This window comes from Carboxylicivirga taeanensis, from assembly GCF_051851475.1.
GTDB lineage: Bacteria > Bacteroidota > Bacteroidia > Bacteroidales > Marinilabiliaceae > Carboxylicivirga > Carboxylicivirga taeanensis.
Genome location: NZ_JBPUSJ010000010.1, coordinates 61,800 through 85,021, shown reverse-complemented (window position 1 = coordinate 85,021; position 23,222 = coordinate 61,800). Strand labels below are relative to the sequence as shown.

The following is a 23,222-nucleotide window of genomic DNA, read 5'->3' as shown; positions in this document are numbered from 1 at the left end:
ACTGTAAGCGCCTATTGCCTTAATGTTTTTAAATCAATTGAAACGTTTTTGCAGGCCTTGTTTAATGAGCTCCCATTCCTGCTCAACCAGTTTTTGCATATTGGCATCGGTCGTTTTACTGCCCGTTGAAAAAATAGCCTCAAACTGCAAATAGGATTGTTCTTCATCTTTCCCCACGATAAATCGGTAGACAAAATCTTCGTTGTGGTAGGCAGATTGGGTAATGAAATAGGCCACGGTCCGGAGCTCCCTGCTTACGTAGGTTAGCTTTTGCTCTCTGCTGCCATCTGTGGGAATGGAGAAACTCAATTGTGCTCCTTCCTGATTACCTTCGCAGCTAAACTGTTCTATATTGGCTATCCATTCGTTATATTTTTCGGGTTGTACCAGTACTGTCCATACATCATCGACAGAAGCCTTAAGGCCAACACCTTTGATAACCTTGGGTTGAATTTTCTTTGCCGGTGTCATTTGTGCCTCTATTGTGTAGCAGGCCAGCAGTACTATCAGGCTTGTTAGGAATCTTAATTTCATTGTTGTGTGCCTCAATTTTAATTATTGATATAGCCTTCGTTTTGTTTTACCAGGCCATTACTGATTTGAATCTCTCGTAATGGTATTGGAAGTACTTTTTTATTATCGGCAAGCTCGGGGTTGTACAACGGCCTGTCGGTTCTTAAGTGGTCAAAACGGGAACAGCCTTCAAAAGCCAATTCCTTGTTGCGCTCAAGTAATACCCTGCTAAGGTATTCGTTAGATGAAGCAAAATCCGCAACGATGTAGCCTGATTCATTGGGATTAGCCCTCAGGTGAACCGCATTTAATAGGCCAATCATTTCCTGTGTCACTGTATTTGATGTATGTGCCAAGGCTTCTGCTTTGCTAAGGATGATTTCAGGTAAACGCATCATGGTCATGTTGTCGCGACCACTGGTGTTGGGGTATTTCTTGGTAATGTATACCGGATTTCCCTGGTAGCTCGCTTGGTTCATCAGTTTTGTTTTGCGTAAGTCACTATCGGCAAAGGTGCTGATGAGATCCTGGCTGTACCAGTAATGGTTGTTGGAGTAGTAAACGCCATTACCGCCAAACTGCCAGTTACCGCCGTTAGAGCTCACCGGGAAGCCAAATATGTGTTCTTTTGAGAAGGGAATAACAGCGTCGTCCGGGTTAGGAGGGAATACCGTTAAAACATCCTCTTCCAGTTGATATTCACTGTGCGAAAGGGCTTTGTTAGCCCAGATAAGTGCATTGCTATAATCCCTCTGATACAGATATGCGCGGGTTAGTAAAGCTTCGCAAGTGGCTTTATTGGCCCGGCCGACACGCGTTTCAATGCCTTCCTGTTCGCTTGGGTCAGGTAGGTCAACGATGGCCTCTTCCAAATCGTTAATAATTTGTTGGAAAACCTGTTGGTTACTGTTTCGTGGGTGAATGTCTGTATCACGGTCGAACCCATCGTAGTGTTCGAGGTACATTACAATACCGTCTTTTTGTGGCTGATTCATTAGTGCACCGTCACCATACCATCCGAGTAAGCGCAAATAGGCAAAGGCTCTGATGAACTTGGCCTCAGCCATGTGCTGCTTCATGTCTGCTGCATCGTATTTGCCCAATTTAGGAATTTTATGTAGCAAGAGGTTAGCTTGTACGGCAGCTGCATAATAATCCTCGTAAATTTGTTGTAGGTTTTCGTCTTCAGGGCGTATCACTCCGTTATTGATGTCATCATAGGAACGGGCGGCACTTGAGCTATAACCGCAGGTAGGAGCGGTCGCTTCAGCTATTACATAATCATTGGTTGCGGCTGAAAAAAGCATGTGGTAAGTCCCCGCCACCGCTGATTCGGCGGTATAAAATTTTTCAAAAACTTTATCTTCCGTAATGGTATTTTCTGGTTCCAGATCTAATTGCTTGTCGCATGCTCCCATGAACATACAAATGCCAAGCATTGCTGGTAGTATATAATTTGTTTTCATGTGTTTGTAATTTGTTTTTCTATTGCCTCATCAAACTCGCCTTTTCGTCTTTTCTTAGTATGAGAAAGTTTTACTCATGGCGTGTTTCATCTCATTGTATCTCAATGGATACGCTTAAAATTTAATATCGACTCCAAATTTCAAGGTTTTTACCTGTGGCATGGTTATCTCATCATAGCCACCAAAAACAGCGCTTGATCCATAGGCGCTAACTTCGGGGTCAACCCCGCTGTAACCAGTTAAAGTCAACAGGTTATTGCCTTGTACATACACTCTTACTTGGTCCATAAACAGCTTTTTAACCCAGTTTTGCTTGAACGTGTAGGCCAGGGTTATATTTCGCAAACGCAAATACGAGGCATCTTCGAGAAAGCGATCGCTTAAACGGCTAACATCATAGCCCCTAAGACCCGTGTTTGGGTGATCCGGAGAGCGATAAACCGTTGTTTGATTGTCAAGTTTTGGCACTTCGGTTTGGTGACCAGGAATCTTCCAATAGTCCAGTATGTCAGTTGATAAGTTATTGCTCTTGTTCAGAATATAGGTCATCAGAGTAGCCTGGGTACCGTTCATCATTTTGTGCCCAACTGCAAAGGACAAGCTGAAATTTAAGTCCCAGTTTTTGTATCGAAGGTTATTGGTGTATCCACCATAAAAAGTTGGTAAGCTATTGCCGGCTGCATAGCGGTTGGCAAGAGGGTTTTCACTATCGAATAACGCTTGCGGAGGTGTGGAGCTAATAGTGCCGTTCTCGTAGCGCCAGAGTGGATCTCCTGTCATGGGGTCCACACCTACCCAATCGTATAAGTAAAATTGACTGAGGCTTTCTCCAACTTTAAATACCTTTTTCTCCAAGCCTTGTGATTTCGCTACCTGATGTCCTTCTTCGTTCAAGCTCAGTAGTTTATCCTGAATGTGAGAAACATTGAAAGAACCCGTCCACATCCAGTCATTAGTTTGCAGAATGGTACCATTAATCAAGACTTCTATTCCTTCGTTCTTCATATCCCCAATATTTTGTTGCTGGGAACTCCATCCCATGTAGAGGGGAACATGATCGTTGGACAATAAATTATTGGTATGCTTGTAAAAATAATCGATGGTAATGTCCATTTTTCCATTCCACAGCGAAGCATCAATTCCCAGGTCAAGGGAGGTTGTTGTTTCCCACTCCAGGTTTGGATTCACCGATTGTTCATTAAATAGTAAAGGAATACCATTATATAGCAAGGTATTTCCCGACATTGTGCGGTTATCGCGCGTCCAGGTTCCCTGGTTACCATAGTAACCCCCAAAGGATCCATCCAATCCCGAGAGGCCATAACTGGCACGCAGCTTCAGATTACTGAGCCAGTTGCTGGTATTATCCATAAACCGCTCTTCGGTAACAATCCATCCGGCTGAGAAGGAAGGAAAACCTCTGTAACGCTCGTTTTTGCTAAAACGGGACGAGCCATCAACCCGGTAGGTGAAGCCAGCCAGATAACGGTTTTTAAAGCGGTAATTCAGGCGGGTAAAGTAGGATACTACGGCCCATTTCTGAGTAAGGGCATCCAGGATACGCTTATCTTTTGTAGCCGCATTGATACTTTTCTCACTATCATCGAAAAAACCACCGCCACTCACTCGTAATCTGGATTCCTCAGATGTTTCAAAGCTCTGACCAATTACTGCATTAATCATGTGGTCAGCCATCAGCTTGCGAACAGTTAGGACGTTGTTAACCACATATTTTAAATTTTGATCAGATGAGGTAGTGGCAGATCCGCCTGGGTTTTGAGGCGTGGCGAAATTGCGATTATATGATTTGGTATTGTAAATGTCAATACCGACTTGTGATTTGAGACTTAACCAGGATAGAGGTTTTAACTCCGCATAGAAATTGGTAAGTACGCGGGTGTCTTTAATATTATTGTCTTCGTTTGCTTTGGCAATAGGGTTGCTCAAGTGGCCTGTGATGTTATTGATGTTATTATCAAAGCCTATTTCTGGTGTGTGAAAGAAGTAGGACCCGTCAGGGTGATAGGCTGGTATATTGGGCGACATCATTACGGCATCGCGATAGACCGTTTGGCTGTTTAGTGCCGCATTTTCGATGAGTGAGATGGAAGAATTGGTACCAAAAGAAATCCAGTTAGCAGGATTGATGTCGAAATTAGCGCGGGCCGAGTTTCGCTTTAAATCCTGACCAATGATATAGCCTTGCTGATCGAAGTTGCTGAAGCTGATAAAATAGGTGCTGTTGTCATTACCGCCGGTTACTGAAGCGCGCGCTTCCTGTACCACTTCTGTTCTAATAACTTCATCGAGCCAGTCGGTATTATAGGTAGTTGGGAATTTGGCTCCAGAGCCGATGGCTTTATTAAACTTGGTATATATTGAGCTGAAATCATCTGCATCCAGCACTTCGGGTGTGCCTATTGGCTGCCCAAGTTTAACTGAGTAGCCCACATTAATTTGAGGTTTCCCTTTTTTCCCCTTCTTGGTGGTTACTAATATAACACCCGCCGCACCACGTGACCCGTAGATTGCGGTTGAAAAGGCGTCTTTCAATATTTCAATGGATTCAATATCATCAGGACTTAAGGCAGCTAAAGGGTTACGTTCAAACTCCATTTGCTGGGAGTAGCCGTTGCTTACGGCATTACCGCCAATGCTTCCGGCGGCCACTGAACCATTCCCAAAATCAATATTGTTAACTCCTTTACCTGTGCCATATACCGGAGTACCATCAATAACAATTAAGGGATTATTGTCGGCATTAATCGACGAGAGACCACGTATGGTAATGGATGTAGCACTACCTGGTGCTCCACTGCTCAGGTTAACATTCACCCCGGCTACTTTCCCCACCAATGCATTATCAAAGCTTGGAGCAATACCGGCTATATCCTCTGCGCTAATTTTGGCTACAGAGCCGGTTAAGTCGCGTCTTTCCTGAACACCATAGCCAACGGTGACTATTTCGCCCAAAGCAACCACATCTTCAATGAGTTCCGCTTTAATGAAATCCTGACCTTCATAAGCAATATTGACGTCTTTACAACCGATACAGGTAATACAAATAGTTTGTCCTTCGACCACCTGAAGCATCGAAAATTCACCTTCCATATTGGTTACATCGCCTCTCATGGTTTCCTTCACGTAGACATTGGCTCCAGGAATCGGATCGCCTGTTTTGGCATCGGTAACCACTCCCTTTACAATTGCCGGTTGTAAGCTGGCTGCTTTTACTTTTTCCTGGGCAAGCAGGCTGGTTGTGGCCAATAGCCAAAAACCAATTAAATATAAAAATTTGTGCATGGTAGTAGATTTTTCACCTGGCAGTATGTGAATAGGCAGATGATTTTTAAAAGTTTAGTTGTGGAAAATAAGAAGATTATTGAAAGAATATAATAAGTGCCTGCAGCGAACCCTACAGGCACTTATTATCTGTTATAACTTATTGAGTTTACCGCTCCAAACATCATTAAGCGATGTGCGCTCCTCACTGTATTTCATTTCACCTGTTTCTGCATTCTCAGTAGAGGTATCAACAGCTGAGTAACCTCCCACAATCCATACTTTGTTTTCACTGTCCAGGTAGGCCGAGTGACCAGCTCTTGGAGTGAATTCGGCAGGCAATAAAGCATCTTCTTCTGGCGCTGTCCAGGTAGCTCCATTATCTTCAGAAACCAGAATCTCAGAAGTACATACACCAAGGGCTGTTTGGCCACCAATTAACCAAATTTTGTTGTCGTAAGAGATGGCTGCAGCTCCCATACGAGGTGTCAACCCTGTTGGCACCACTTTTGACCAGATTAGGCCATCGGCACTGCTCCACACTTCGTTCGAAAGAGCACCGTTACCAATCTGTCCGCCAATCATAAACATTTTATCACCATGCACAACTGACGCCGCATAGCGTCTGAGGGCTCCTTCAACATTGTTGTCTGGTTCTGCTGCCGGCAATACTTCTGAGTGGTCTGTCCAGGTGCTGCCGTCCGCTGTGCTGTGTATCTTATCCGATAAACTCTGTGGACCAGTCATATGGTTATCACCATTGATTCCACCTTCATAGTTGCTAAATACTTGTTTGTTACCACCTACTACCCAAATGTTGTTGTTGAATGAGAAGATGGATGAGCGTACCTTATCGCCATCAAAAGTGTAAGTGCTTTCTGCTTTAGTGAAGGTTTCACCATCTGCACTGACCCAAATCTCTTTAGGGTTACCAGGCTGGTAGTAGGCCGGATCGCCTAAGCCCCATGGGTCCACTACTTTTAGGTAACCACAGATGTACATTTTGCCATTGTTAACCACCAGGCCATGATCTTTACCTACCGGAAAGTTAGCTTCGTCGATGCTAGCTTCAGTCCAGCTCTTACCATCTTCAGAAACGTAATATTTAGTAGTAGCCACTTTGTTGATTAAAGAGCCGAAAATAGCGCGGTGCTTTCCATTGAAATAAATACTTTTCACTGTTTCGTATTTATCACCTGTAACAGCGGCTTGCTCCTTCACCCAGCTAACACCTTCTGGATTCACTTGAGAAACGTTAACAATGACCTGATAGGTAATTTGTGTCACCCCATCTTCCGCAGTTACAATGTAGTTAACTGGTGAGCTAAAGTCATTTTCTGTTACTCCGCTAACCTGCTCAACCGTTCCTACAGTAACAATAGTGTTATCGATTGCCTCAAATTCAGCCACTAAAGCAGATACATCAGTCATGTATGGTAGCTCATCGGCATTGGTGATGGTATGATTGGTTTGGTCGATAGTAAACTGAATGTTTTCGAGCCCGGGGATGTTGCTGTCAGCCATAAAGCTGAAGTTAGTCAACCCTGTTAATGAAGATTTTGGATCGTCGTCTTCGCAGGCGGTAAAAACCAAGGCAATAGGCAATACGAATCCCATTACAAATTTTAGAAGATTTGTTTTCATACAATTAAGTTTAAATAAAATTTGGGCAGTAATGAGTAGAACGATTAAGGGGTTTCATCTACTTATCACCATCCGTTAACATTAATAATTACGGATTTTTCACTTGATATAAGGATACATTTATCCCATTATGCCTAACGGGGTTAAGCATTTACATTATCATCAACATCTATTGTTGGCCAGGCAACAAACGTTGGCGAGTTGTTAATTGTGATTTAGTTATCTATGAAAATATGACTGTTATTTTCCGTTTTGTTTCCTTAATATCTTTAACCTGATTGCTAAAAATTGTATTTATTAAATCTTCGGCCGATGGGTTATCAAAGCTCCCTGAGTAGTTTTGATAAGGGTCTAATTCCCCTTTAAACTCAATGCTTTTGCCATACCACTCCGAAATTTTAAAGGCTAACTCGTGTTGTTTCAGATTGCTAAAACAAAATACCTTATCCTTCCAGCTAAATACTTCACAATAGCTGCCAACCGTTGTTTTTGCCATCTCATCTGAGGACGAGTAGGTGGCACGTTGGCCGCCCGATACCTTGGTGCTTGCCGGTAGGGCTTTAGCATTCGGGCCGTTTACTTTGGTAGCGGGTGTTAGTTTAAACATGGGGATAATCACCTTTTTGTACACAGTATCTACAACGGTTGCTTCTCCTTCATTAACAGCTACATCAAACCTGTCGTTTTGACCGTTAATGGCTAATTTCCCCTGGCTGGCTATGGCGCAACGCTTGCCAGAATTAACAATAACCGGCAGTGCGGTTGCCTCACTGCTAATTTCAATGTAGGCTTTACCTTTTAGCTGTAACTCACGGTTGGTTTCATTGTATCCGTCGTTGTAACTTATTTCACTGCCTCTCGATAAAAACACTTTACTTCCATCGGGCAGGTAAAATGAGGTAACTACATCGTTTCCTTTAACCGTGTGGACAAAGCCGTTTCCGAGTTCATCCTGACCAAATTTCCCAAGCGCCAGTGGGATAAGTACAATAAGTACCAGCACAGCAGCTACTTTTAAAAGCTTACCAATGCTGTATTTGGCATCAGCTGTATAATCAGCTTTCACGGACTTATTTTTAACCTTGCTCCAAACTGCATTTTTCAGGAACTGTCGTTGCTGTTGCCCTAATATATGCATGGCATTGCGATAGGTGTTTGCGTTGGCTTCACTTTCACCTATCCAGTTGAATAGTCGCTCTGTTTCTGCAGGCGATAGCTCACCGGCAAGTTTTCGGCTGATTAGTTGTTCTATGTCAGGTTGATTTTGTGCCATTATCTTCTATCTGGTTATAAAGACTCAATAAATTAGTACTTCCGTTACTCGTATTGTGGTTTTTTATTGAAAAAAGTAAAAGTAACAGAAGTTCAGTTATTTACAAGCTAAAAAAAAGGATCAGTAGTTTTAATCCATAATTTTTGATGGCCTCCATGATGCGTTTGGTTGCCTTTTTCAAATGTACATCCAAAGTGTTTTCTGAGATGGCGAGTTTTTTGGCGGCTTCCTTATATTTCAGACCTTCCTCGCGTACCAGCATGAATGCCTCTTTGCATTTGGGTGGTAAATCAGCAATAACACTTTCAACTTCGCTGCTCAGTTCGTTCATTTCAATTTGGAACTGTGGCTCGATTTCTTTTTGAACAATATGGTTAAAGCTGTCTTCTATGGGGAGTGTATCAATTTTCTTTTTGCGAAGGTAATTGAGACACTGATTTTTGAGTGAAATAAATAAATAGCTTTTGAAGTTTGAGATGTTCTCCAATTGATGCCGGTTGAGCCATATTTTGGCAAAAACATCGCTGATCACTTCTTCGGCATCCTGAAAGCTACAGTAGAGGCAGGCCACATCGAATGCATAGTCGTAGTATTTGTCAAATAATTGATTAAAAGCATACTGACTATCATTTAGTATTTGCCGAATCAGCAAATCATCCGATTGTTGTCCCAAATTTCCCATCTTAAGCGGGCGCAATATAATGATTTTTAAAACGTGTCATTATGCAGAACGAAAGAATTACGTGCTCAGGCAATTACAGAAACAGGTACTCAATTACCCGGCAGATAAGCCAATTATCGAACTGCTGAAACAGTTTTTTAACTGGCTGCTTTATCTGCCGGGTTCTCTTGATACAGCCTTTTATCCGATAAGTTTTTCTTATAAAGTGCTTTTTTAGTGCGCTTACGTTGTTAAATGTTTATCGAAGTCCGTTTAATGCTCTAATTTAATTTCATCAGGATATAAGTGGTTTGTACAGTTAATGCTTAGACTCAATAAAATCTATTACCAACTTGTAGATGCCTTGAAATACCGGATAGGTGATTTTGTCGGCAGTGTCTCCCGGCTCATGATAGTTTTCATTCCCCCCAGCAGTCCAAAAAAACAGCGCCGGTACGCCTGCATCATGAAAATGGTAATGGTCTGATGTAGCCTCGTAGCCAGTTGGTTTTAAGTGGGTGATGTACTGCTTACTGTCATTAATGATTACGAACTGCTTTTTTATGTCCGGATAGAGATTGGCATGTATCAGTTCGGTCCACTGAGTGCCTGATGCCACCATGTCAAAATTAATTACCAGCTTGGTTTTGCTTAAGGGATAAACCGGGTTGGCCACGTAATATTCCGATCCATAAAAACCGGCCTCTTCAGCCCCAAAAAATATTAACTGGATGCTATAGTGGGGAGGATGTTTCTTAAAATAGCCGGCCAACTCCAGCAGCATAGCCACGCCACTGGCATTATCATTAGCACCGGCATAGAGTGCTTCACCAAACATGCCCATGTGGTCATAATGAGCTATTAACGTTATGCAGGTATCAGTTTTGCCTTCAATAAAGCCAACTACATTTTGACTGGTGTAATTATTGATAAACCGGTTTTTAAGGTTGATGCTTATTGAGTCGGTGCTGGCCTTCATGAAATCCTGCCTTATCCGTAATGTTCCATAATTATTGACATAGCGCCGTGCCGAATACTTGGGTGTTTCCACCTGCTCGATAATGCCTTTTACCATTAGCCTGTCGGATGTAAACAGGTTTCGGGCAAATGCATGCAATGCCTCATTTTTAATTACCGTTGAATCGAAGCAAATAAACGACTGACTCAGGTTACTGGAAAGAAGTTCGGTTAACCGTTTTTTGCTACTTAATGTGGTTTTGGAGATCGAGCGCACCGGGAAGGTACCTTCCATTCCCGGAGAAGTGGGGTAGGCTACCCAATCGGTACCATTGATTAATCGTTTCCCATCGACCTTGAGTACCGGATTTCCCACATAGGTGTTGATGCCCATACTAAAATATTGGTAATAGGTCTCTCCGGGAGGTTGAATCCCTCTTTTTTTTAACTGATTGACAATGTAGCTTGCTGCCAGGCTATCGCCTTTATGCGTGTAGCCTCTGCCGAAGAATGCCGGAGAACTGAGTTCTTCAACTACTTTTTTTACTCGTTGCATGTTTTGGCCCACTGCATGGTAAGACAATGCCATGAGCAGCCATGCGCCAATAATTACTCGTTTCATGTTTTGATTTACTTTACTTGTTTTGCCGGGCGGCAAAGTAATAGCATGCTTCCGGATTATTCAATAACAAATGTTAGCAAAATCTCTTAAACTTTTCTGAAACGTCGCGTGTGTAGCCTGATTTGGTTCAACTAAAGCCCTTAACACCCCGTAATATGCTGGTTGGCTTATTTGCCAACCAGAATTTTGTAAGCTTCAGGTATTTCTACCCCGTTAAACCCGTTTGTGAGCCCATAAAATATACAGATTGTTAATGCCCCACCAACAGCCAAAATGATATGAGCTTGTTTGTTGGCAGACAGACCAAAAACTCTGGTTTTCATTTTCAGAGAGTGAATGCTTGCGATATGTGCAAAGAAACCCATAATAGCGAGGGCGTAATAAGGTATAAAAAACAGGTTGCTAGGGAAGGTATTTAAGCCCGCTACGCCAAAGTAAAAGTTGGTGTCGAGCTGTAATACCAAGCGGCCGCTCAGCACAGCTCCAACATGGATAATAAGGAAAAAGGCCAGATACAGACCAGAGCTAATCTGCAATTTTTCATAGAAAAGTGTGGCCATCTTCCGTTTTTTAATGAACAGTTTAATTCCCGAAATAATTTGGATGGCAACTGCCGTAAAAATAAGTCCTTCAATAATGAAATTTCTATATACCACCCTCAGGGTTTGCATAAATTCAATGTGGCAGGCTGCGCCAAAAAGGCTGAGCAGGTGATTAAACAGATGGAGTCCGATAAAGCTGCTTATCAGAATTCCAGAAATATAATGTACTTGTTTCATGGAGGGCAAAGAACAGCTATTGCAGGGGTGTTTCCTTTGATATAGATCAAATTCGATTTTTGGGATTTCTGATTCTGCTTAATGTTTCCAGCGTTATTCCCAGGTAGGAGGCGATATGCGTTAAGGCCACTCTCTGTGTGATATTGGAGTGTGTTTTCAAAAGGCTGTCGTACCTTTCTTCGGCACTCTGAAACTGAATGGAGGTAATTCTTTTCTGCTGCACCAACATCGTTTTTGTTACAGCGACCCTCATCAGGCGCTCAAAGTCGTGGTATTTATCAGCTAAGTGGTCAATGGTTGCCCTCGATAGCTCAAGGAGTGTTGTATCTTCCAGCAGTTCAATGTAAAGGGGGCTAGGGGCATTGTTAAAGAAGCTGCTTATTGAGCTGATAAATTCGTTTTCAAAGGCAAACCATTCCGAAATATCTCTTCCATCTTTAAGGTAGTAGGCTCTGGCACAACCATCAGCCAAATAGTAAACTTTGTCAGATAACTGACCCTGGTGCACCAGGTGAGTTCTTTTTTTAAGCGTTACCAGACGGCAGTTATCGGTCAGTTCGTTTTGGCACTCTACATTTAGTGGAGCGTAGGTGTTACTAATGATCTCTATTATATTTCTAAGTTCAGCGAACTGTTGAATAGGAGAGGGCTGCATAAATGTTGCCTTTATGTGTTGTGGACTTGTTGCGTTGTGCATTTTGAGCGGTTGCTACTGATTTACCCGTTTTTTCATGCGTGATAATGATTGTTAGTGCTGTCATTATCATTCATGTATACATTCAGGGCGTAGGTGCTGTATCACATATCGAGGGTTTGTTCCCCGCCACCGTTAACGAAAAGCACCTGACCGCTTACCCAATTGGAAATGGGTGCTGCAAAGTAGAGTACCGCACCTGCAATATCTTCAGCCTCGCCCAGTCGCTTAATGGGTGTGTGCTTGAGCATGGCTTTTTCTATCTCAATGGTTAATACTTTGCTTAGGGCCTGTGTTCTGGTGGCCCCAGGTCCAATGGCGTTAATTCGTATGTTATCCGGACCAAAGTCGTGCGCTAAGTTTCTGGTCATGTGGTTAATTGCGGCTTTAGACGAAGCATAAGCACTTATTGCCGGACTTTTGTTAATGGAAGCCATAGAAGACATGTTGATAATACTGCCGTAACCACCCTTTTTCATGGGGATAGCCACGAGTTGACAGAGTCGCCAGGTGCTGAAGACATTCATCTCAAACACGTGTTTAAACTGGGAGATGTCAATGTCATACGGGCTTTCTTTGCCAGCACCTCCGCCACCAACATTATTAACAAGTATTTCAATACTGCCGTATTTTTCAAGCGTTTGGTTCACCAGGTTCACCAAATCCTCATCTTTTGTGTTGTCGCACCTGATAGCGTGCGCAATCCCTCCTGACTTTTCTATTTCAGCCGCAGTTGCTTTCGCGGCCTCATAATTATAGTCGGATACAATGACCTTGGCTCCAAAAGCGGCGAGTATTTCACAGCTGGCTTTACCAATACCATTGGCCCCGCCAGTTACAATAGCAGTTTTGTGTGATAGGTCAAATAGTGCGTTTGTGTCCATAGCTCATCGTTTTGCATGTATGATTGGTGACTGGCTTCAGTCACTACTTCATAAAACAGATAAGCGAGCAATCTTGTTTTAGGGAGGTTGTAAAGTGTAATTGGATGTTTCTTCAAAAGCGAAATCAGTTATTTGGCGGTGATTTTAGGAGCTATGCAATGTTCCAAATGAGCTGCAACCCCATATGCTTATAGAGGTTTGTTTGCGTTAGTATTATTTAAATTTAATCAATTCGTTGTTTATCACAGCTGTTTTTAACCTCATAGTTTCAAATGCAGAACCAAAACATTCCTGACATGTCTGTTGAATAAATCCAACTTCAGGTGCTAACCAAATTGTGGAACCGTAATCAATCAAATCTTCATTATGGAAATTAAATTGTAAACAATTATCAATCTTTGTATCACCAATAGTGATAGTCGCATTTTTACTCATAAGCGTAACATAACCTGAACCATATTTCCAAGTTGCACCAATATTAGCATTCAAGTCAAACTTCATTTCTTCCTTACTTTCACCGGAAGATAATTTAGTATAAATTCGGTTGTCTTGTTTTCGATAATATGAAGTTTTTCCATAGTCATTAACAAATTCAAAATAATCAATTCCATTAATCTCGGTTAAGTCAATTATTGAGTCTTTTCCTGCTAATTCGAAATTCCAATGATTACCAATTTGTAGAGGGAAATAATCTACATCTAATTTTAATTTCTGATTATCATCTTTTTCACAGGATATCAATGCTATGAAGATTAGGCTAATAAATAAAAGTTTTTTCATGTTATTTTGGGTTTAATTATTTCTATTATAGATGATTTTATCTATGAAAAGGTTGCGTCATATCGCTGCTACTAAAATACGTCATTCTTAAATGTTGAACGGTTTATCAAATTTAATAGACAGTTCTGTGGTCCATAGAATACATAACTTTGAGGTAAAGAAAAAGAGCCGACCCAAGCAGGCCGACTCTTCTTCAATTGACTAAAGGCTTAAATTAATAGTATATAATTGATGGTTTAGATGCGTTCTACACACATGGCGATGCCCATGCCTCCTCCAATGCACAGGGTAGCCAGGCCTTTATTGACTTCACGCTTTTTCATTTCGTGAATCAGGGTTGTTAAAATACGCGTTCCGCTGGCTCCAATTGGGTGGCCAATAGCAATGGCACCACCGTTCACGTTGGTAATTTCCGGATTAAGGTCGAGTTCCTTCATTACAGCTAATGACTGAGCCGCAAAAGCCTCGTTGGCTTCGATTAGTTCCAGCTCATCTTTTGTCCAGTTGGCTTTAGATAGTGCCTGACGCACGGCTTCTACAGGTCCGATACCCATAATGGCCGGATCGGTGCCATGCCAGGCATACGAAACGATTTTAGCCATTGGTTGGAGATGATATTTCTCCACGGCCTCTTTACTGGCTACAATGACAGCTGCAGCACCATCGTTAATGCCCGATGCATTGGCGGCTGTTACCGTGCCTTCTTTGGTGAATGCAGGGCGCAGTTTAGCCAGGGATTCGCTTGTAACACCAAAGCGCACGAACTCATCCTGATCAAAAATGATTGGGTCTTTTTTGCGTTGAGGTATCTCCACCGGCACTATTTCTTCAGTAAACCGTTTGCTGTTGATGGCCTGTTCGGCTTTATTTTGCGACTGAGCTGCAAAAGTGTCCTGCTCCTCGCGGGTTAGATTGTATTTGGCAGCCAGGTTTTCGGCGGTAATGCCCATGTGATAGCTATTAAACACGTCGGTTAAGCCATCACCCACCATGGAATCAATAACCGCTCCATCGCCCATGCGATAGCCGGTGCGGGCTTTGGGCAGGAGGTAAGGTGCTTGTGACATGTTTTCGGCGCCGCCTGCAATGACCAGCTCTGCATCACCAGCTTTAATTGCTTGCGCCGCCATAGCAACCGTGCGCAGGCCAGAACCACATACCATGTTAATAGTAAGCGCCGTTTTTTCCTGAGGGATACCCGCCTGCATGGCTATCTGACGGGCCACGTTTTGTCCGTGACCGGCCTGCAACACGCTGCCCATAATTACTTCGTCTACCTGTTCGCCATGGAGTTGATTACGTTCCAATAGCGATTTAACTACAGTTGCTCCCATTTGTGCGGGCGATACATTGGTCAGTGTGCCACCAAAATTGCCTATTGCTGTGCGAGCTGCGTCAATGATATAGATTTCTTTCATGATTAATATTTTAGTGCACCGAGCATAGAGCTTTGTGCAAGGGTTAAACATTATTGTTTTGAGCACGATGCACTGGTACAGTGCATCGTTTGATTAGCTGTTTCGTTCCACCATTTTTTCCACAATAAACGATGCTACATTCTCCGGGAAGGTGCCTCGCCCAAAGCCCACATCATAGCCTAGCTCCAAAGCCAGTTTGTTGCTGATGCGGGGGCCGCCGGCGCACACAATCAACCTGGAGCGCAGTCCTTCAGCCTCCAGGAGTTCAATCAGGTCGGTCATGTTTTGGATGTGTACTTCTTTTTGAGTGACTACCTGCGATACCAGTATGGCATCAGCCTTGAGTTCCACCGCTTTGCGAATCAGCTCTTCGTTGGGCACCTGTGCACCCAGGTTATGAGCTTCCATCATGGGGTAGCGTTCCAGTCCGTAGTGCTGATCGAAGCCTTTCATGTTCATGATGGCATCGATTCCTACGGTGTGTGCATCGGTGCCGGTGCAGGCACCTACCACTACTACTTTGCGCTTAATGTGTTCTTTGATGTAGTTATTCACCTCGTAAAAGTCCATTGACTTTTCAACGGCTTCCACTTCCACCTTATCGTAGTCGAGCTGTAACTGCGACTTGCCATAAACCACAAAAAAGGAGAAGTTTTCAGACAAGGGATTGGAGTGAACCACTTCCACCTCTTCAAAGCCCAGTTTGTGCGCATAATGTTTGGCAGCCTCATCGGCTTTCGCCGAGTGGGGCACGGGCAAGGTAAATGATAATTGCACCGCGCCGTCGTTTATTGTGTCGCCATAGGGGCGTATCATGTTATTCATATGTTTACTTTTTTAATCCAAGTTCCACTTCTAAATAATCGTACACCGGGTTAAAGTAGCTGGCGGCTTTTTCTTTCACGCCTTCAAATCCTTTCCCGCCATGTTTGGGTCGGCTCACTTCGGCAAATAGCTTTTGTTCGATGGAGTCGAACAGGCCTTTTTCATTGATTTGTTCAAGGAATTCAATGGTTTCATCGAGTACATTTTGAGCGCGTGTTTGCATAATGCCACCTTTCTTAAACTCGATGTCGCTGGAAAAATCTTTGGTGTTGTTAAGAATGTAGCGGGCATTTTCAACAGCCAGAAAGCGGTCTTGCATGAAGGGTGTATGAATGGCTTCGGTGAGCATGCCCAGCAATAGAATGCCCTGGTTGGTTGATTTGGCAATGAAGTTGAACATGGCATTCATGATGTAGCCCTTAAACACATCCCCGGTCATGTACTTGGTAGGCGGCATGTATTTTAGTGGCGCATCGGGGAATATCTCGCGGGCCATTTGCGCCTGAGCCATCTCGAACAGGAAGCCGTTTTCTATTTGCGGATTCATCTCAAAGGCATGCCCCAATCCCATAAGCTGGGCAGGTAAACCGGCTTCGTAGGCAAACTGCTCATTTATAAACTGCGAGGCGGTTACGGTGTAGGCTTTTTCATAGGCGTCCGAGGTTGTCAGGTAGTTATCTTCGCCCGAGTTAATTACGATTTCGGCAAAGGCATTGATCATGCGCGAAAACTTCTGATCCACAAAGGTGCGGTACATGTTGATGTCGCGAAACAGCACACCGTACATGGAGTCATTGAGCATCATATCCAGACGTTCGATGGCGCCCATTGCTGCTATTTCGGGCATGCACAAGCCCGAGCAGTAGTTCACCAGTCGGATGTATTTGCCAATATCATCGCCCACTTTATCCAATGCTTTACGCATGATTTTAAAGTTTTCCTGAGTGGCATAGGTACCGCCAAACCCTTCGGTGGTGGCACCATAAGGTACAAAGTCGAGCAGGCTTTGGCCCGTGGTGCGTATAACGGCTATGATATCAGCTCCCTGACGTGCGGCTGCCTGGGCCTGCTTTACATCTTCGAAAATATTGCCTGTGGCTACAATAAGGTAAAGGAGTGGCGCGTTTTCTTTCTCTTTATATTCATAAATTTTTGATGTGCGATAAGCCACATTGCCCTTGACACGCTTTGCGAAAGCAGCTACCAGCTCATCGGCTTTCCGACGGATGAGTGCGCTGTCGGTTAACTCGAGCTGGGAAATGTCAAGCCCATCAGCAATGGCCGCATTCAACTGCTCTACGCTCAGGTTTTTTCTTAGCAGGGCATTTACGTAATAGGTAGAAGCCCCGTATTGAATGTTGTCACCCAAAGCATTGATAATGGCGTTGGGCACCGGCACATCATCGGCAGTTACGCCATCGGCTCCCAGCATTCGCAATGTAGCACGCTCAATGGCCACTGTGGTATGTTGGGTAATGTAATCGTTAACAGGCCTGGTGATTTGCTTGGATAGCTCTCGTGCCCGGTTGATTTTTTCTTTATCCAGATTTAGTTTCGATTGTGTCATTTTATTGGTCTAAATAGTCGTTAGCATAATTCATTATCTCACTTGGCAAACCCAGCATGCCGGCTATGGATAGGGCGTCTTTTGATTGTTGCCCATCATCAGGTACAACCTCGTATTGCATAAAGGCATTGATAAGCCTGATATTTTCATCAATATCGTTGAGCTGTTGGTGGCAATAGTTTTCGTAGGCCTGTTTATTCAAACCTTTCATCCGGTACTTAGCCACTTTTTCGATAGCAGGCATGTTGATAAAATGCGTGGAGAAGAAACCCGTAATGTTGGTGTGGTGCGTTACATATTTCAAAACAGCATATAAAATAGCTTTGGCCTCCTTGGCATTGGTGGTGCGCGCCAGCTCATCTACTAATAGCAGGCGCTTTTCTGTTGTTGCTATGGCTGTTGATAATTGATGTATTTCCTGACCGAAAGAGCTGAGTCCTTCGACATTACCGGTTTGTCCGTTGCCCAGCACCTGAATGCGATCGAACAAACGCGTTGAGAACTGCTGAGCCGGCACTCTAAAGCCCAGTTGTGTTAGTAGCTGCAGAAAAGCAACTGTTTTAAACAGTACCGTTTTGCCTCCCATGTTCGAACCCGATAGTAGGATGGCATTGTTTTTAAAGGTGGCATCAAGGGGGGTGTATTCGAGCCGCTTCTTTTGGTGTTTCTCCCACAGTGGATACAAAAAGCCTCCTTTAATTTCTATTGAAGTACTTTTATAATTAGGTGCAATTAGCTTGTGCAAGCAACTAAAACGGGCCCTTGCCAGACTGACATCCAGCAGGCAGATGGTTTCAGTGGCGTTTTTTAGTTCGCCTTGATGCTGCCTGATGTGTTTCGAAATGGTACTGAGTACCTTTCTTTCCAGTTCCGACTCTTTGACCAGTAATTGCTCTTTGGCCATTTGTGCATCCAGATAGTCTTTACCAAAGAACGGCTTCACCTTTATGAGCTTAGAGTCGTAAAACTCACAATTCAGCTCCTGCGCCTCCAACAGCTCATAGCGCCTGTTGTCAACCAATATAAAATCGCGCCCATCCATCGCTATTTGATATTTCTCCTCAATGTCCTGTAGTATTTTCTGGCGGATGGCGTCCAGCTTCTCATCTTGTTGGCGAATGCTGTTTCTAACTGTTTTCAGATTGTTGTCAAACGCCGATGATAGGAAGAACGATTCACTTAGGTCCTTGTCAGGCATCAATGCCTCAAGCAGATCATTTAGCCTGTATTCGAAGTTTAACAGCTCTTTTGTGGCTTTAGTCAGGCACTTATCGATGGCTTTATAGAGCAACAAAAACTTTTTGATCAGCTGAATATCTACCGCATCGTATTCTTTTTTATCCAGCCCGTTTAAGCGATCAATTCTGCTCAGGTAATTTTCGATTTGCAGGGCTTGGTGCTCGTTGTTATCAATAAAATCAACCAGCGCATCGGTGATGAGGTGGATCTGGTCCAGTTCATGGGCGTGCGTGTAAAAGTGTAAGGCCTCTTTGTGCGCTTTTCCATACGGAGTTAAAGGCCTGTACTTTTCGTAAAAGCTGTCGAAACCGGTAAATTTTATGACTTTACTGATGCTCATAAGGATTAAAAATTAATTCGGTTTGTATGCCTTTATCCTGATACAGCTGTATAAACTCGTTCTGAGTAATGTCTTTAAGAATTACAACAAAACTCTTTAACTGTAGCCGATTAAGTACTTGCACTTCCACTTGCTTCATCAACTGTTTTAGTTGGGTAAAACTCAAAAATACAGATGTGAGATCGTTGATAATCAGTGTAGAGCAAGATTTGGGCAAGCTGCTGATTTTAGTTGGTGTCAGCGCTCCTTCAATTCGTAGGGCAGATTCGTTGGTGGCGACCTGTTTAAACCCTGAAGCGACAGATAATAGCTGCATCTGTTCCAGTGCTTTTCTCAGGTTCCGGCGGTCGATGTTAAGCACGTAGTAGAAACCGCTGCCGTTTATTGAGCTTACTGGTGTAAGGCGGCTGGCGGCTCCGTCAATCATTATTGAGCGGTATTTAAGTTCCTTTTTGATGTAGTCAATTAGCTCTTTCAGTTGCTCATTGTATTCAGGACCTACCAGTTCGATGGAGCCACTTCTTAGGGTCGTGGCAACCACCAATTGGCCTAAAGGCGTTTTTATGGGGAATACTTTTTCAAGCCTGAACTGCCCAGAGCTTTTGTGCAGCATAGGGTAGCTGGTTATCAACACATCGCCCGGTACGGTATAAATCCGTGGTTTATCGCGGCCATCGATCTGGTCATGGCTTTCTCCATCAATACCAATGGTCGCAAATGCCGGGCTTTCGATCTTTCTGATCTGGTTAAGAGCCCAGTTCATAAAGGTTGTTTTACCGGCATTTTTGCGATTGCCCATCACAAAACTGGTGGTGTTTATAAAGCGATATGTTGCGTTCGATGTATTCATTATCCGTGCAGGATTTTAAGTAATCCCCTAAAATTTAGCCTCAATCAAATTCTACTATCTGCTCCTTCTTTTCCAGGAGGGCACTTTGGTTTTGTATAGCTCCGTCCTGTCTTAATGCTTGCCGTTTCCGTTGGAGCGCGTCTCGCGACGTAAGGACTGCGGTACAATCGTACCTCCTTTATTGAGCAGTTGCGCTACGCCATCTTTGGCCAGAAGCGACTCATCGTGGCAGAAACTGCACTCAGAAGGGTTGTGTCCTTCATAATCGGATGGTTGTGTATAGCTGGTAATCATTCCTTCATAGTTGCGAAGTACCACCCGTTTATCAGTTTGCGAAATCAGGTAATCGGGCATTACCGGAATTTTGCCACCACCACCGGGCGCATCCACCACAAAAGTTGGCACGGCCATGCCAGAAGTATGGCCACGGAGATTTTCAATGATTTCGATGCCTTTGGAAATGGTTGTTCTAAAATGTGAAATGCCTTCAGATAAGTCGCATTGATAGATGTAATACGGCTTAACGCGAATGTGCAATAAATCGTGCATGAGCGACTTCATTATGTTGGAGCAGTCGTTTACGCCTTTTAATAGCACCGACTGGTTACCCAGCTGCACACCCGAATTAGCCAGTCTCTCACAAGCTTGTCGGGCTTCTTCTGTAATTTCTTTTGGATGATTAAAGTGGGTATTTACATACACCGGATGGTGTTTTTTAATAATGTTGCACAAATCATCGGTAATGCGTTGTGGCAGTACAACCGGCATGCGGCTACCTATGCGTATTACTTCTACATGGTCAATTTTTCGCAGTTCAGTAAGAATATAATCAATACGGCTATCACTTAGAATTAATGGGTCGCCACCAGAGATTACCACATCTCTAATTTCTGGTGTCTGGGCGATGTATTCAAAGGCTTGTTCCAGATGGCCGCGTGCCATGTCCTCATCCGTTTCTCCAACAATGCGGCGACGGGTGCAGTGGCGGCAATACATGGAGCATTCGTGGGTTACCAGCAGAAGCGCGCGGTCTGGATAACGGTGGGTTAACCCTGGCACAGGCGAATCAACATCTTCGTGCAACGGATCGCTTAAGTCCGACTCATCGATGTGTAATTCGTTCAGGATCGGAACCGCCATTTTACGCACCGGGCACTGCCGGTCTTCTTTGCTCATTAGTGCCGCGTAATATGGCGTAATGGCCATCTTAAATTTCTTCAGGGTTTTTGACAGGTGCTCATGCTCTTCTTCGCTTAGGTCAAGCACTTTTTCCAGCCCTGGTATGTCGCGAATGGCATTGCGCATCTGCCATTTCCAGTTGTTCCAGTCCTCCTCTTTTACATCCTTAAAGAGAGGGATGCTCTTATAGTCAACAGTTGAATATTTTCGTTTCATTTATGTAGATTTTTTGTTGTCGGTGATTGGTGTTTAGTGATCTGTTTAGGTATACAGTTCTTTGTATAGTTCTCTGATTTTTTCGTTTTTCCGGAGGATGTCAATGGCCATATCGGCGTGCCCCATCGCATAGCCGTTGCCAATAAGCATGTCCACATCCTTGCCAACACCTTCGGCTCCTAATGCCGCTTTGGTGAAGGAGGTTGCCATGCTAAAGAAGTAAACCGTTCCGCGATCCTTACACATCAGGATGGAGCCCATTTCAGTATTGGTTATATTGACGTTATTGATCACCACATCGGCCAGTTGTCCATTGGTTAGCTCATTTATGGTGTCGTAGCATTGCAGTGCATCGGTGGCATTGAGTTTAATCGTGTGATGGCAGACCTCTACCTGTTTCAAGCGCTCAATGTTGGCGTCGCTGTAGTCGGCTCCAATGACCATTCCCTTGTCACCAACTATTTGTTTGGCCACAGCACAGCATAAAATACCAGACTTACCGCCAGCGCCCAGCACTACCACCGTGTCCCCTTCTTTAACCAGGCGTTCGGTTTGGGCAGGAGCGCCGCATACATCCAACACAGCCAGTGAAAGTGTTTCAGATAAATCTTCGGGAAGTTTGGCATAGATGCCACTTTCAAACAAGATGGCTTTGCCTTTGATTTTTACCTGATCAATTTCAGGTTTAATATCCAGGATTTCTTCAATGTACAGGGGTGTGAGTGACAGAGATACGAGCGTTGCTATGCGATCGCCTTTTTGCAGGTTAATTTTTCCGTTGAGGCTGCTGCCAATTTTTTCAATGGAGCCAATCAGCATGCCCCCCGAACCGGTCACTGGATTCTTCATTTTACCCTGCTTGGCAACAATATCCAGAATGATGGATTTAATTTCTTCAATATTCCCTTTCGCCTGTTCTTTAATTTGGGTAAAACTGGCGGAGTCGATATTCAATACATCCACATCAATGAGTATCTCGTTGTCGAATAGCTCATTCATGTTATTATCAACCACAGTGGCTGGCTGTGGCAGTACGCCTTTAGGCTCGATCACCCGGTGTGTGCCGTATTTATTTCCCTTTTGATTCATTTTATAGTAGATAAAAAGGCTAATAGCTATCGGCTAACAGCTATTAGCCTTTGTTTTTATGCTGTTATTGTTTTTTTATAGTCCCTTTAGCTGCAGTATTTCCCGCACATCGGCCGGAGTGGCAATTTCATAACCCGCATCGCGCGATAGTTTGGCGGTGCGCTCGACCAGCTGTGCATTACTATCGGCCAATACCCCTTTTGAGTAGTACACATTGTCTTCAAAGCCAACACGGATAAAGCCATTACCAATAGCAAATGCTCCGTAGTGAGCGGGCACGCATGCACGGCCAACGCCCATCACTGTCCAATGAGCACCTTCTGGAATGCGGCTAACAAGCAGGTTAAGGAGTTCAATGTCGTAGGGGATGGCGGCTGGTACATTCATTACAAATCCATAGTGGTAAGGCGGTTTTAGTAAGCCTTCTTTAATGAGAATATCCGCGGCCGCCACGTGAGAAATATCAAAACACTCTAAAGTCGGGCGAACATTGTATTTGTTCATTTCCTTGGCAAAGCGGCGCATGGTTGGTAAGGTGTTAACGATGTATTCATCACCAAAATTTACTGTTCCACAATCCAGCGATGCCATTTCGGGCTGAAGCTCTTTTATCACAGCCACCCGTTCATCATCGGTCATGCCAACAGCCCCGCCGGTGGTTATTTCAATAACAATGTCACAGCGCTCGCGAATCAGACCTATGGCTTCTTTGAATACCTCAGGGTCTTGTGTTGGGCCTCCATTCTCGTCGCGCACATGGAGGTGAACGATTGCCGCACCAGCTTTGTAAGCATCGTAAGTGGCCTCGGCTATTTCAAGGGGTGTAAGGGGAAGATTGGGGTTGTGCTCGCGTGTGGTTTCGGCTCCACAAACTGCACAGGTTATTATCATTTTTTTCATTTTTCTCTTTTTTGGATAGTTACTGAATCTTAAAGGTTAAAGGG

20 protein-coding genes are annotated in these 23,222 nt (G+C 43.8%); 1 reads left to right on the top strand and 19 read right to left on the bottom strand.

What is annotated here, in order from left to right; all coding sequences use genetic code 11:
• Positions 1–33: 33 nt before the first annotated feature.
• The 6 genes from ACSX1H_RS14440 to ACSX1H_RS14415 form a co-directional block, all read right to left on the bottom strand.
• Positions 34–534 carry an SRPBCC family protein gene (locus ACSX1H_RS14440; RefSeq protein WP_439184932.1) on the bottom strand — a complete coding sequence of 167 codons (501 nt, stop codon included), beginning with the start codon at positions 532–534 and terminating at the stop codon, positions 34–36.
• A 17-nt stretch (positions 535–551) separates the two neighbouring features.
• Positions 552–1,979 (bottom strand): RagB/SusD family nutrient uptake outer membrane protein, encoded by a 1,428-nt coding sequence (locus ACSX1H_RS14435; protein ID WP_439184931.1) that lies wholly within the window; start codon positions 1,977–1,979, stop codon positions 552–554.
• Positions 1,980–2,093: 114 nt separating this feature from the next.
• Positions 2,094–5,282, bottom strand: a complete 3,189-nt coding sequence (locus ACSX1H_RS14430) for a SusC/RagA family TonB-linked outer membrane protein (RefSeq protein WP_439184930.1) — start codon at positions 5,280–5,282, stop codon at positions 2,094–2,096.
• A 132-nt stretch (positions 5,283–5,414) separates the two neighbouring features.
• Positions 5,415–6,905 (bottom strand): DUF6242 domain-containing protein, encoded by a 1,491-nt coding sequence (locus tag ACSX1H_RS14425; protein WP_439184929.1) that lies wholly within the window; start codon positions 6,903–6,905, stop codon positions 5,415–5,417.
• A gap of 223 nt (positions 6,906–7,128) precedes the next feature.
• The gene (locus ACSX1H_RS14420; RefSeq protein ID WP_439184928.1) at positions 7,129–8,178 is read right to left on the bottom strand and encodes a FecR family protein; all 1,050 of its coding nucleotides are present in this window, start codon (positions 8,176–8,178) and stop codon (positions 7,129–7,131) included.
• Between the two features lie 100 nt (positions 8,179–8,278).
• Complete coding sequence (locus ACSX1H_RS14415; protein WP_439184927.1) at positions 8,279–8,860, bottom strand: RNA polymerase sigma factor; 582 nt, start codon at positions 8,858–8,860, stop codon at positions 8,279–8,281.
• A gap of 19 nt (positions 8,861–8,879) precedes the next feature.
• Between ACSX1H_RS14415 and ACSX1H_RS14410 the strand changes: the two genes are divergently transcribed.
• The gene (locus tag ACSX1H_RS14410; protein WP_439184926.1) at positions 8,880–9,077 is read left to right on the top strand and encodes a hypothetical protein; all 198 of its coding nucleotides are present in this window, start codon (positions 8,880–8,882) and stop codon (positions 9,075–9,077) included.
• A gap of 81 nt (positions 9,078–9,158) precedes the next feature.
• Here the strand turns inward: ACSX1H_RS14410 and ACSX1H_RS14405 are convergent, their stop codons facing one another.
• The 13 genes from ACSX1H_RS14405 to kce all read right to left on the bottom strand — a co-directional run bounded on the left by ACSX1H_RS14405 (position 9,159) and on the right by kce (position 23,178).
• A complete protein-coding gene (locus tag ACSX1H_RS14405) occupies positions 9,159–10,418 on the bottom strand; it encodes a M28 family metallopeptidase (protein ID WP_439184925.1) in 1,260 nt (419 codons plus the stop codon).
• A gap of 167 nt (positions 10,419–10,585) precedes the next feature.
• Positions 10,586–11,197, bottom strand: a complete 612-nt coding sequence (locus tag ACSX1H_RS14400) for a hypothetical protein (RefSeq protein WP_439184924.1) — start codon at positions 11,195–11,197, stop codon at positions 10,586–10,588.
• A gap of 46 nt (positions 11,198–11,243) precedes the next feature.
• Entirely contained in the window at positions 11,244–11,894 is a 651-nt protein-coding gene (locus ACSX1H_RS14395; RefSeq protein ID WP_439184923.1) for a Crp/Fnr family transcriptional regulator, read from the bottom strand.
• A gap of 101 nt (positions 11,895–11,995) precedes the next feature.
• Entirely contained in the window at positions 11,996–12,775 is a 780-nt protein-coding gene (locus ACSX1H_RS14390) for a glucose 1-dehydrogenase (protein ID WP_439184922.1), read from the bottom strand.
• 213 nt (positions 12,776–12,988) lie between these two features.
• Positions 12,989–13,555 (bottom strand): hypothetical protein, encoded by a 567-nt coding sequence (locus tag ACSX1H_RS14385; RefSeq protein ID WP_439184921.1) that lies wholly within the window; start codon positions 13,553–13,555, stop codon positions 12,989–12,991.
• Between the two features lie 236 nt (positions 13,556–13,791).
• Positions 13,792–14,973 (bottom strand): acetyl-CoA C-acetyltransferase, encoded by a 1,182-nt coding sequence (locus tag ACSX1H_RS14380; protein WP_439184920.1) that lies wholly within the window; start codon positions 14,971–14,973, stop codon positions 13,792–13,794.
• 93 nt (positions 14,974–15,066) lie between these two features.
• A complete protein-coding gene (gene kamE / locus ACSX1H_RS14375; protein WP_439184919.1) occupies positions 15,067–15,798 on the bottom strand; it encodes a lysine 5,6-aminomutase subunit beta in 732 nt (243 codons plus the stop codon).
• Positions 15,799–15,802: 4 nt separating this feature from the next.
• Complete coding sequence (gene kamD / locus ACSX1H_RS14370) at positions 15,803–17,365, bottom strand: lysine 5,6-aminomutase subunit alpha (RefSeq protein WP_439184918.1); 1,563 nt, start codon at positions 17,363–17,365, stop codon at positions 15,803–15,805.
• A gap of 1 nt (position 17,366) precedes the next feature.
• Positions 17,367–18,944 (bottom strand): lysine 5,6-aminomutase reactivase ATPase KamC, encoded by a 1,578-nt coding sequence (gene kamC / locus ACSX1H_RS14365; RefSeq protein WP_439184917.1) that lies wholly within the window; start codon positions 18,942–18,944, stop codon positions 17,367–17,369.
• Positions 18,931–19,794, bottom strand: coding sequence for a hypothetical protein (locus ACSX1H_RS14360; protein ID WP_439184916.1), 864 nt, complete (start codon positions 19,792–19,794; stop codon positions 18,931–18,933). Before ACSX1H_RS14360 ends, kamC begins: the two co-directional genes overlap by 14 nt.
• A 111-nt stretch (positions 19,795–19,905) precedes the next feature.
• Positions 19,906–21,189 carry a lysine 2,3-aminomutase gene (gene kamA, locus ACSX1H_RS14355; protein WP_439184915.1) on the bottom strand — a complete coding sequence of 428 codons (1,284 nt, stop codon included), beginning with the start codon at positions 21,187–21,189 and terminating at the stop codon, positions 19,906–19,908.
• A 45-nt stretch (positions 21,190–21,234) separates the two neighbouring features.
• A complete protein-coding gene (gene kdd / locus ACSX1H_RS14350) occupies positions 21,235–22,278 on the bottom strand; it encodes an L-erythro-3,5-diaminohexanoate dehydrogenase (protein WP_439184914.1) in 1,044 nt (347 codons plus the stop codon).
• 75 nt (positions 22,279–22,353) lie between these two features.
• A complete protein-coding gene (kce, locus tag ACSX1H_RS14345) occupies positions 22,354–23,178 on the bottom strand; it encodes a 3-keto-5-aminohexanoate cleavage enzyme (protein WP_439184913.1) in 825 nt (274 codons plus the stop codon).
• Positions 23,179–23,222: the final 44 nt, after the last annotated feature.

What these genes read in the sequence shown, in the direction of transcription:
- ACSX1H_RS14415 (WP_439184927.1), bottom strand. Translation starts at nt 8,860, where the DNA reads ATGGGAAATTTGGGACAACAATCGGATGATTTGCTGATTCGGCAAATA.
- ACSX1H_RS14385 (WP_439184921.1), bottom strand. Translation starts at nt 13,555, where the DNA reads ATGAAAAAACTTTTATTTATTAGCCTAATCTTCATAGCATTGATATCC.
- ACSX1H_RS14435 (WP_439184931.1), bottom strand. Translation starts at nt 1,979, where the DNA reads ATGAAAACAAATTATATACTACCAGCAATGCTTGGCATTTGTATGTTC.
- ACSX1H_RS14430 (WP_439184930.1), bottom strand. Translation starts at nt 5,282, where the DNA reads ATGCACAAATTTTTATATTTAATTGGTTTTTGGCTATTGGCCACAACC.
- kamA (WP_439184915.1), bottom strand. Translation starts at nt 21,189, where the DNA reads ATGAAACGAAAATATTCAACTGTTGACTATAAGAGCATCCCTCTCTTT.
- ACSX1H_RS14425 (WP_439184929.1), bottom strand. Translation starts at nt 6,905, where the DNA reads ATGAAAACAAATCTTCTAAAATTTGTAATGGGATTCGTATTGCCTATT.
- ACSX1H_RS14395 (WP_439184923.1), bottom strand. Translation starts at nt 11,894, where the DNA reads ATGCACAACGCAACAAGTCCACAACACATAAAGGCAACATTTATGCAG.
- ACSX1H_RS14360 (WP_439184916.1), bottom strand. Translation starts at nt 19,794, where the DNA reads ATGAATACATCGAACGCAACATATCGCTTTATAAACACCACCAGTTTT.
- ACSX1H_RS14440 (WP_439184932.1), bottom strand. Translation starts at nt 534, where the DNA reads ATGAAATTAAGATTCCTAACAAGCCTGATAGTACTGCTGGCCTGCTAC.
- ACSX1H_RS14400 (WP_439184924.1), bottom strand. Translation starts at nt 11,197, where the DNA reads ATGAAACAAGTACATTATATTTCTGGAATTCTGATAAGCAGCTTTATC.
- ACSX1H_RS14410 (WP_439184926.1), top strand. Translation starts at nt 8,880, where the DNA reads ATGATTTTTAAAACGTGTCATTATGCAGAACGAAAGAATTACGTGCTC.
- kce (WP_439184913.1), bottom strand. Translation starts at nt 23,178, where the DNA reads ATGAAAAAAATGATAATAACCTGTGCAGTTTGTGGAGCCGAAACCACA.
- ACSX1H_RS14420 (WP_439184928.1), bottom strand. Translation starts at nt 8,178, where the DNA reads ATGGCACAAAATCAACCTGACATAGAACAACTAATCAGCCGAAAACTT.
- ACSX1H_RS14390 (WP_439184922.1), bottom strand. Translation starts at nt 12,775, where the DNA reads ATGGACACAAACGCACTATTTGACCTATCACACAAAACTGCTATTGTA.
- kamC (WP_439184917.1), bottom strand. Translation starts at nt 18,944, where the DNA reads ATGAGCATCAGTAAAGTCATAAAATTTACCGGTTTCGACAGCTTTTAC.
- ACSX1H_RS14405 (WP_439184925.1), bottom strand. Translation starts at nt 10,418, where the DNA reads ATGAAACGAGTAATTATTGGCGCATGGCTGCTCATGGCATTGTCTTAC.
- kamE (WP_439184919.1), bottom strand. Translation starts at nt 15,798, where the DNA reads ATGAATAACATGATACGCCCCTATGGCGACACAATAAACGACGGCGCG.
- kamD (WP_439184918.1), bottom strand. Translation starts at nt 17,365, where the DNA reads ATGACACAATCGAAACTAAATCTGGATAAAGAAAAAATCAACCGGGCA.
- ACSX1H_RS14380 (WP_439184920.1), bottom strand. Translation starts at nt 14,973, where the DNA reads ATGAAAGAAATCTATATCATTGACGCAGCTCGCACAGCAATAGGCAAT.
- kdd (WP_439184914.1), bottom strand. Translation starts at nt 22,278, where the DNA reads ATGAATCAAAAGGGAAATAAATACGGCACACACCGGGTGATCGAGCCT.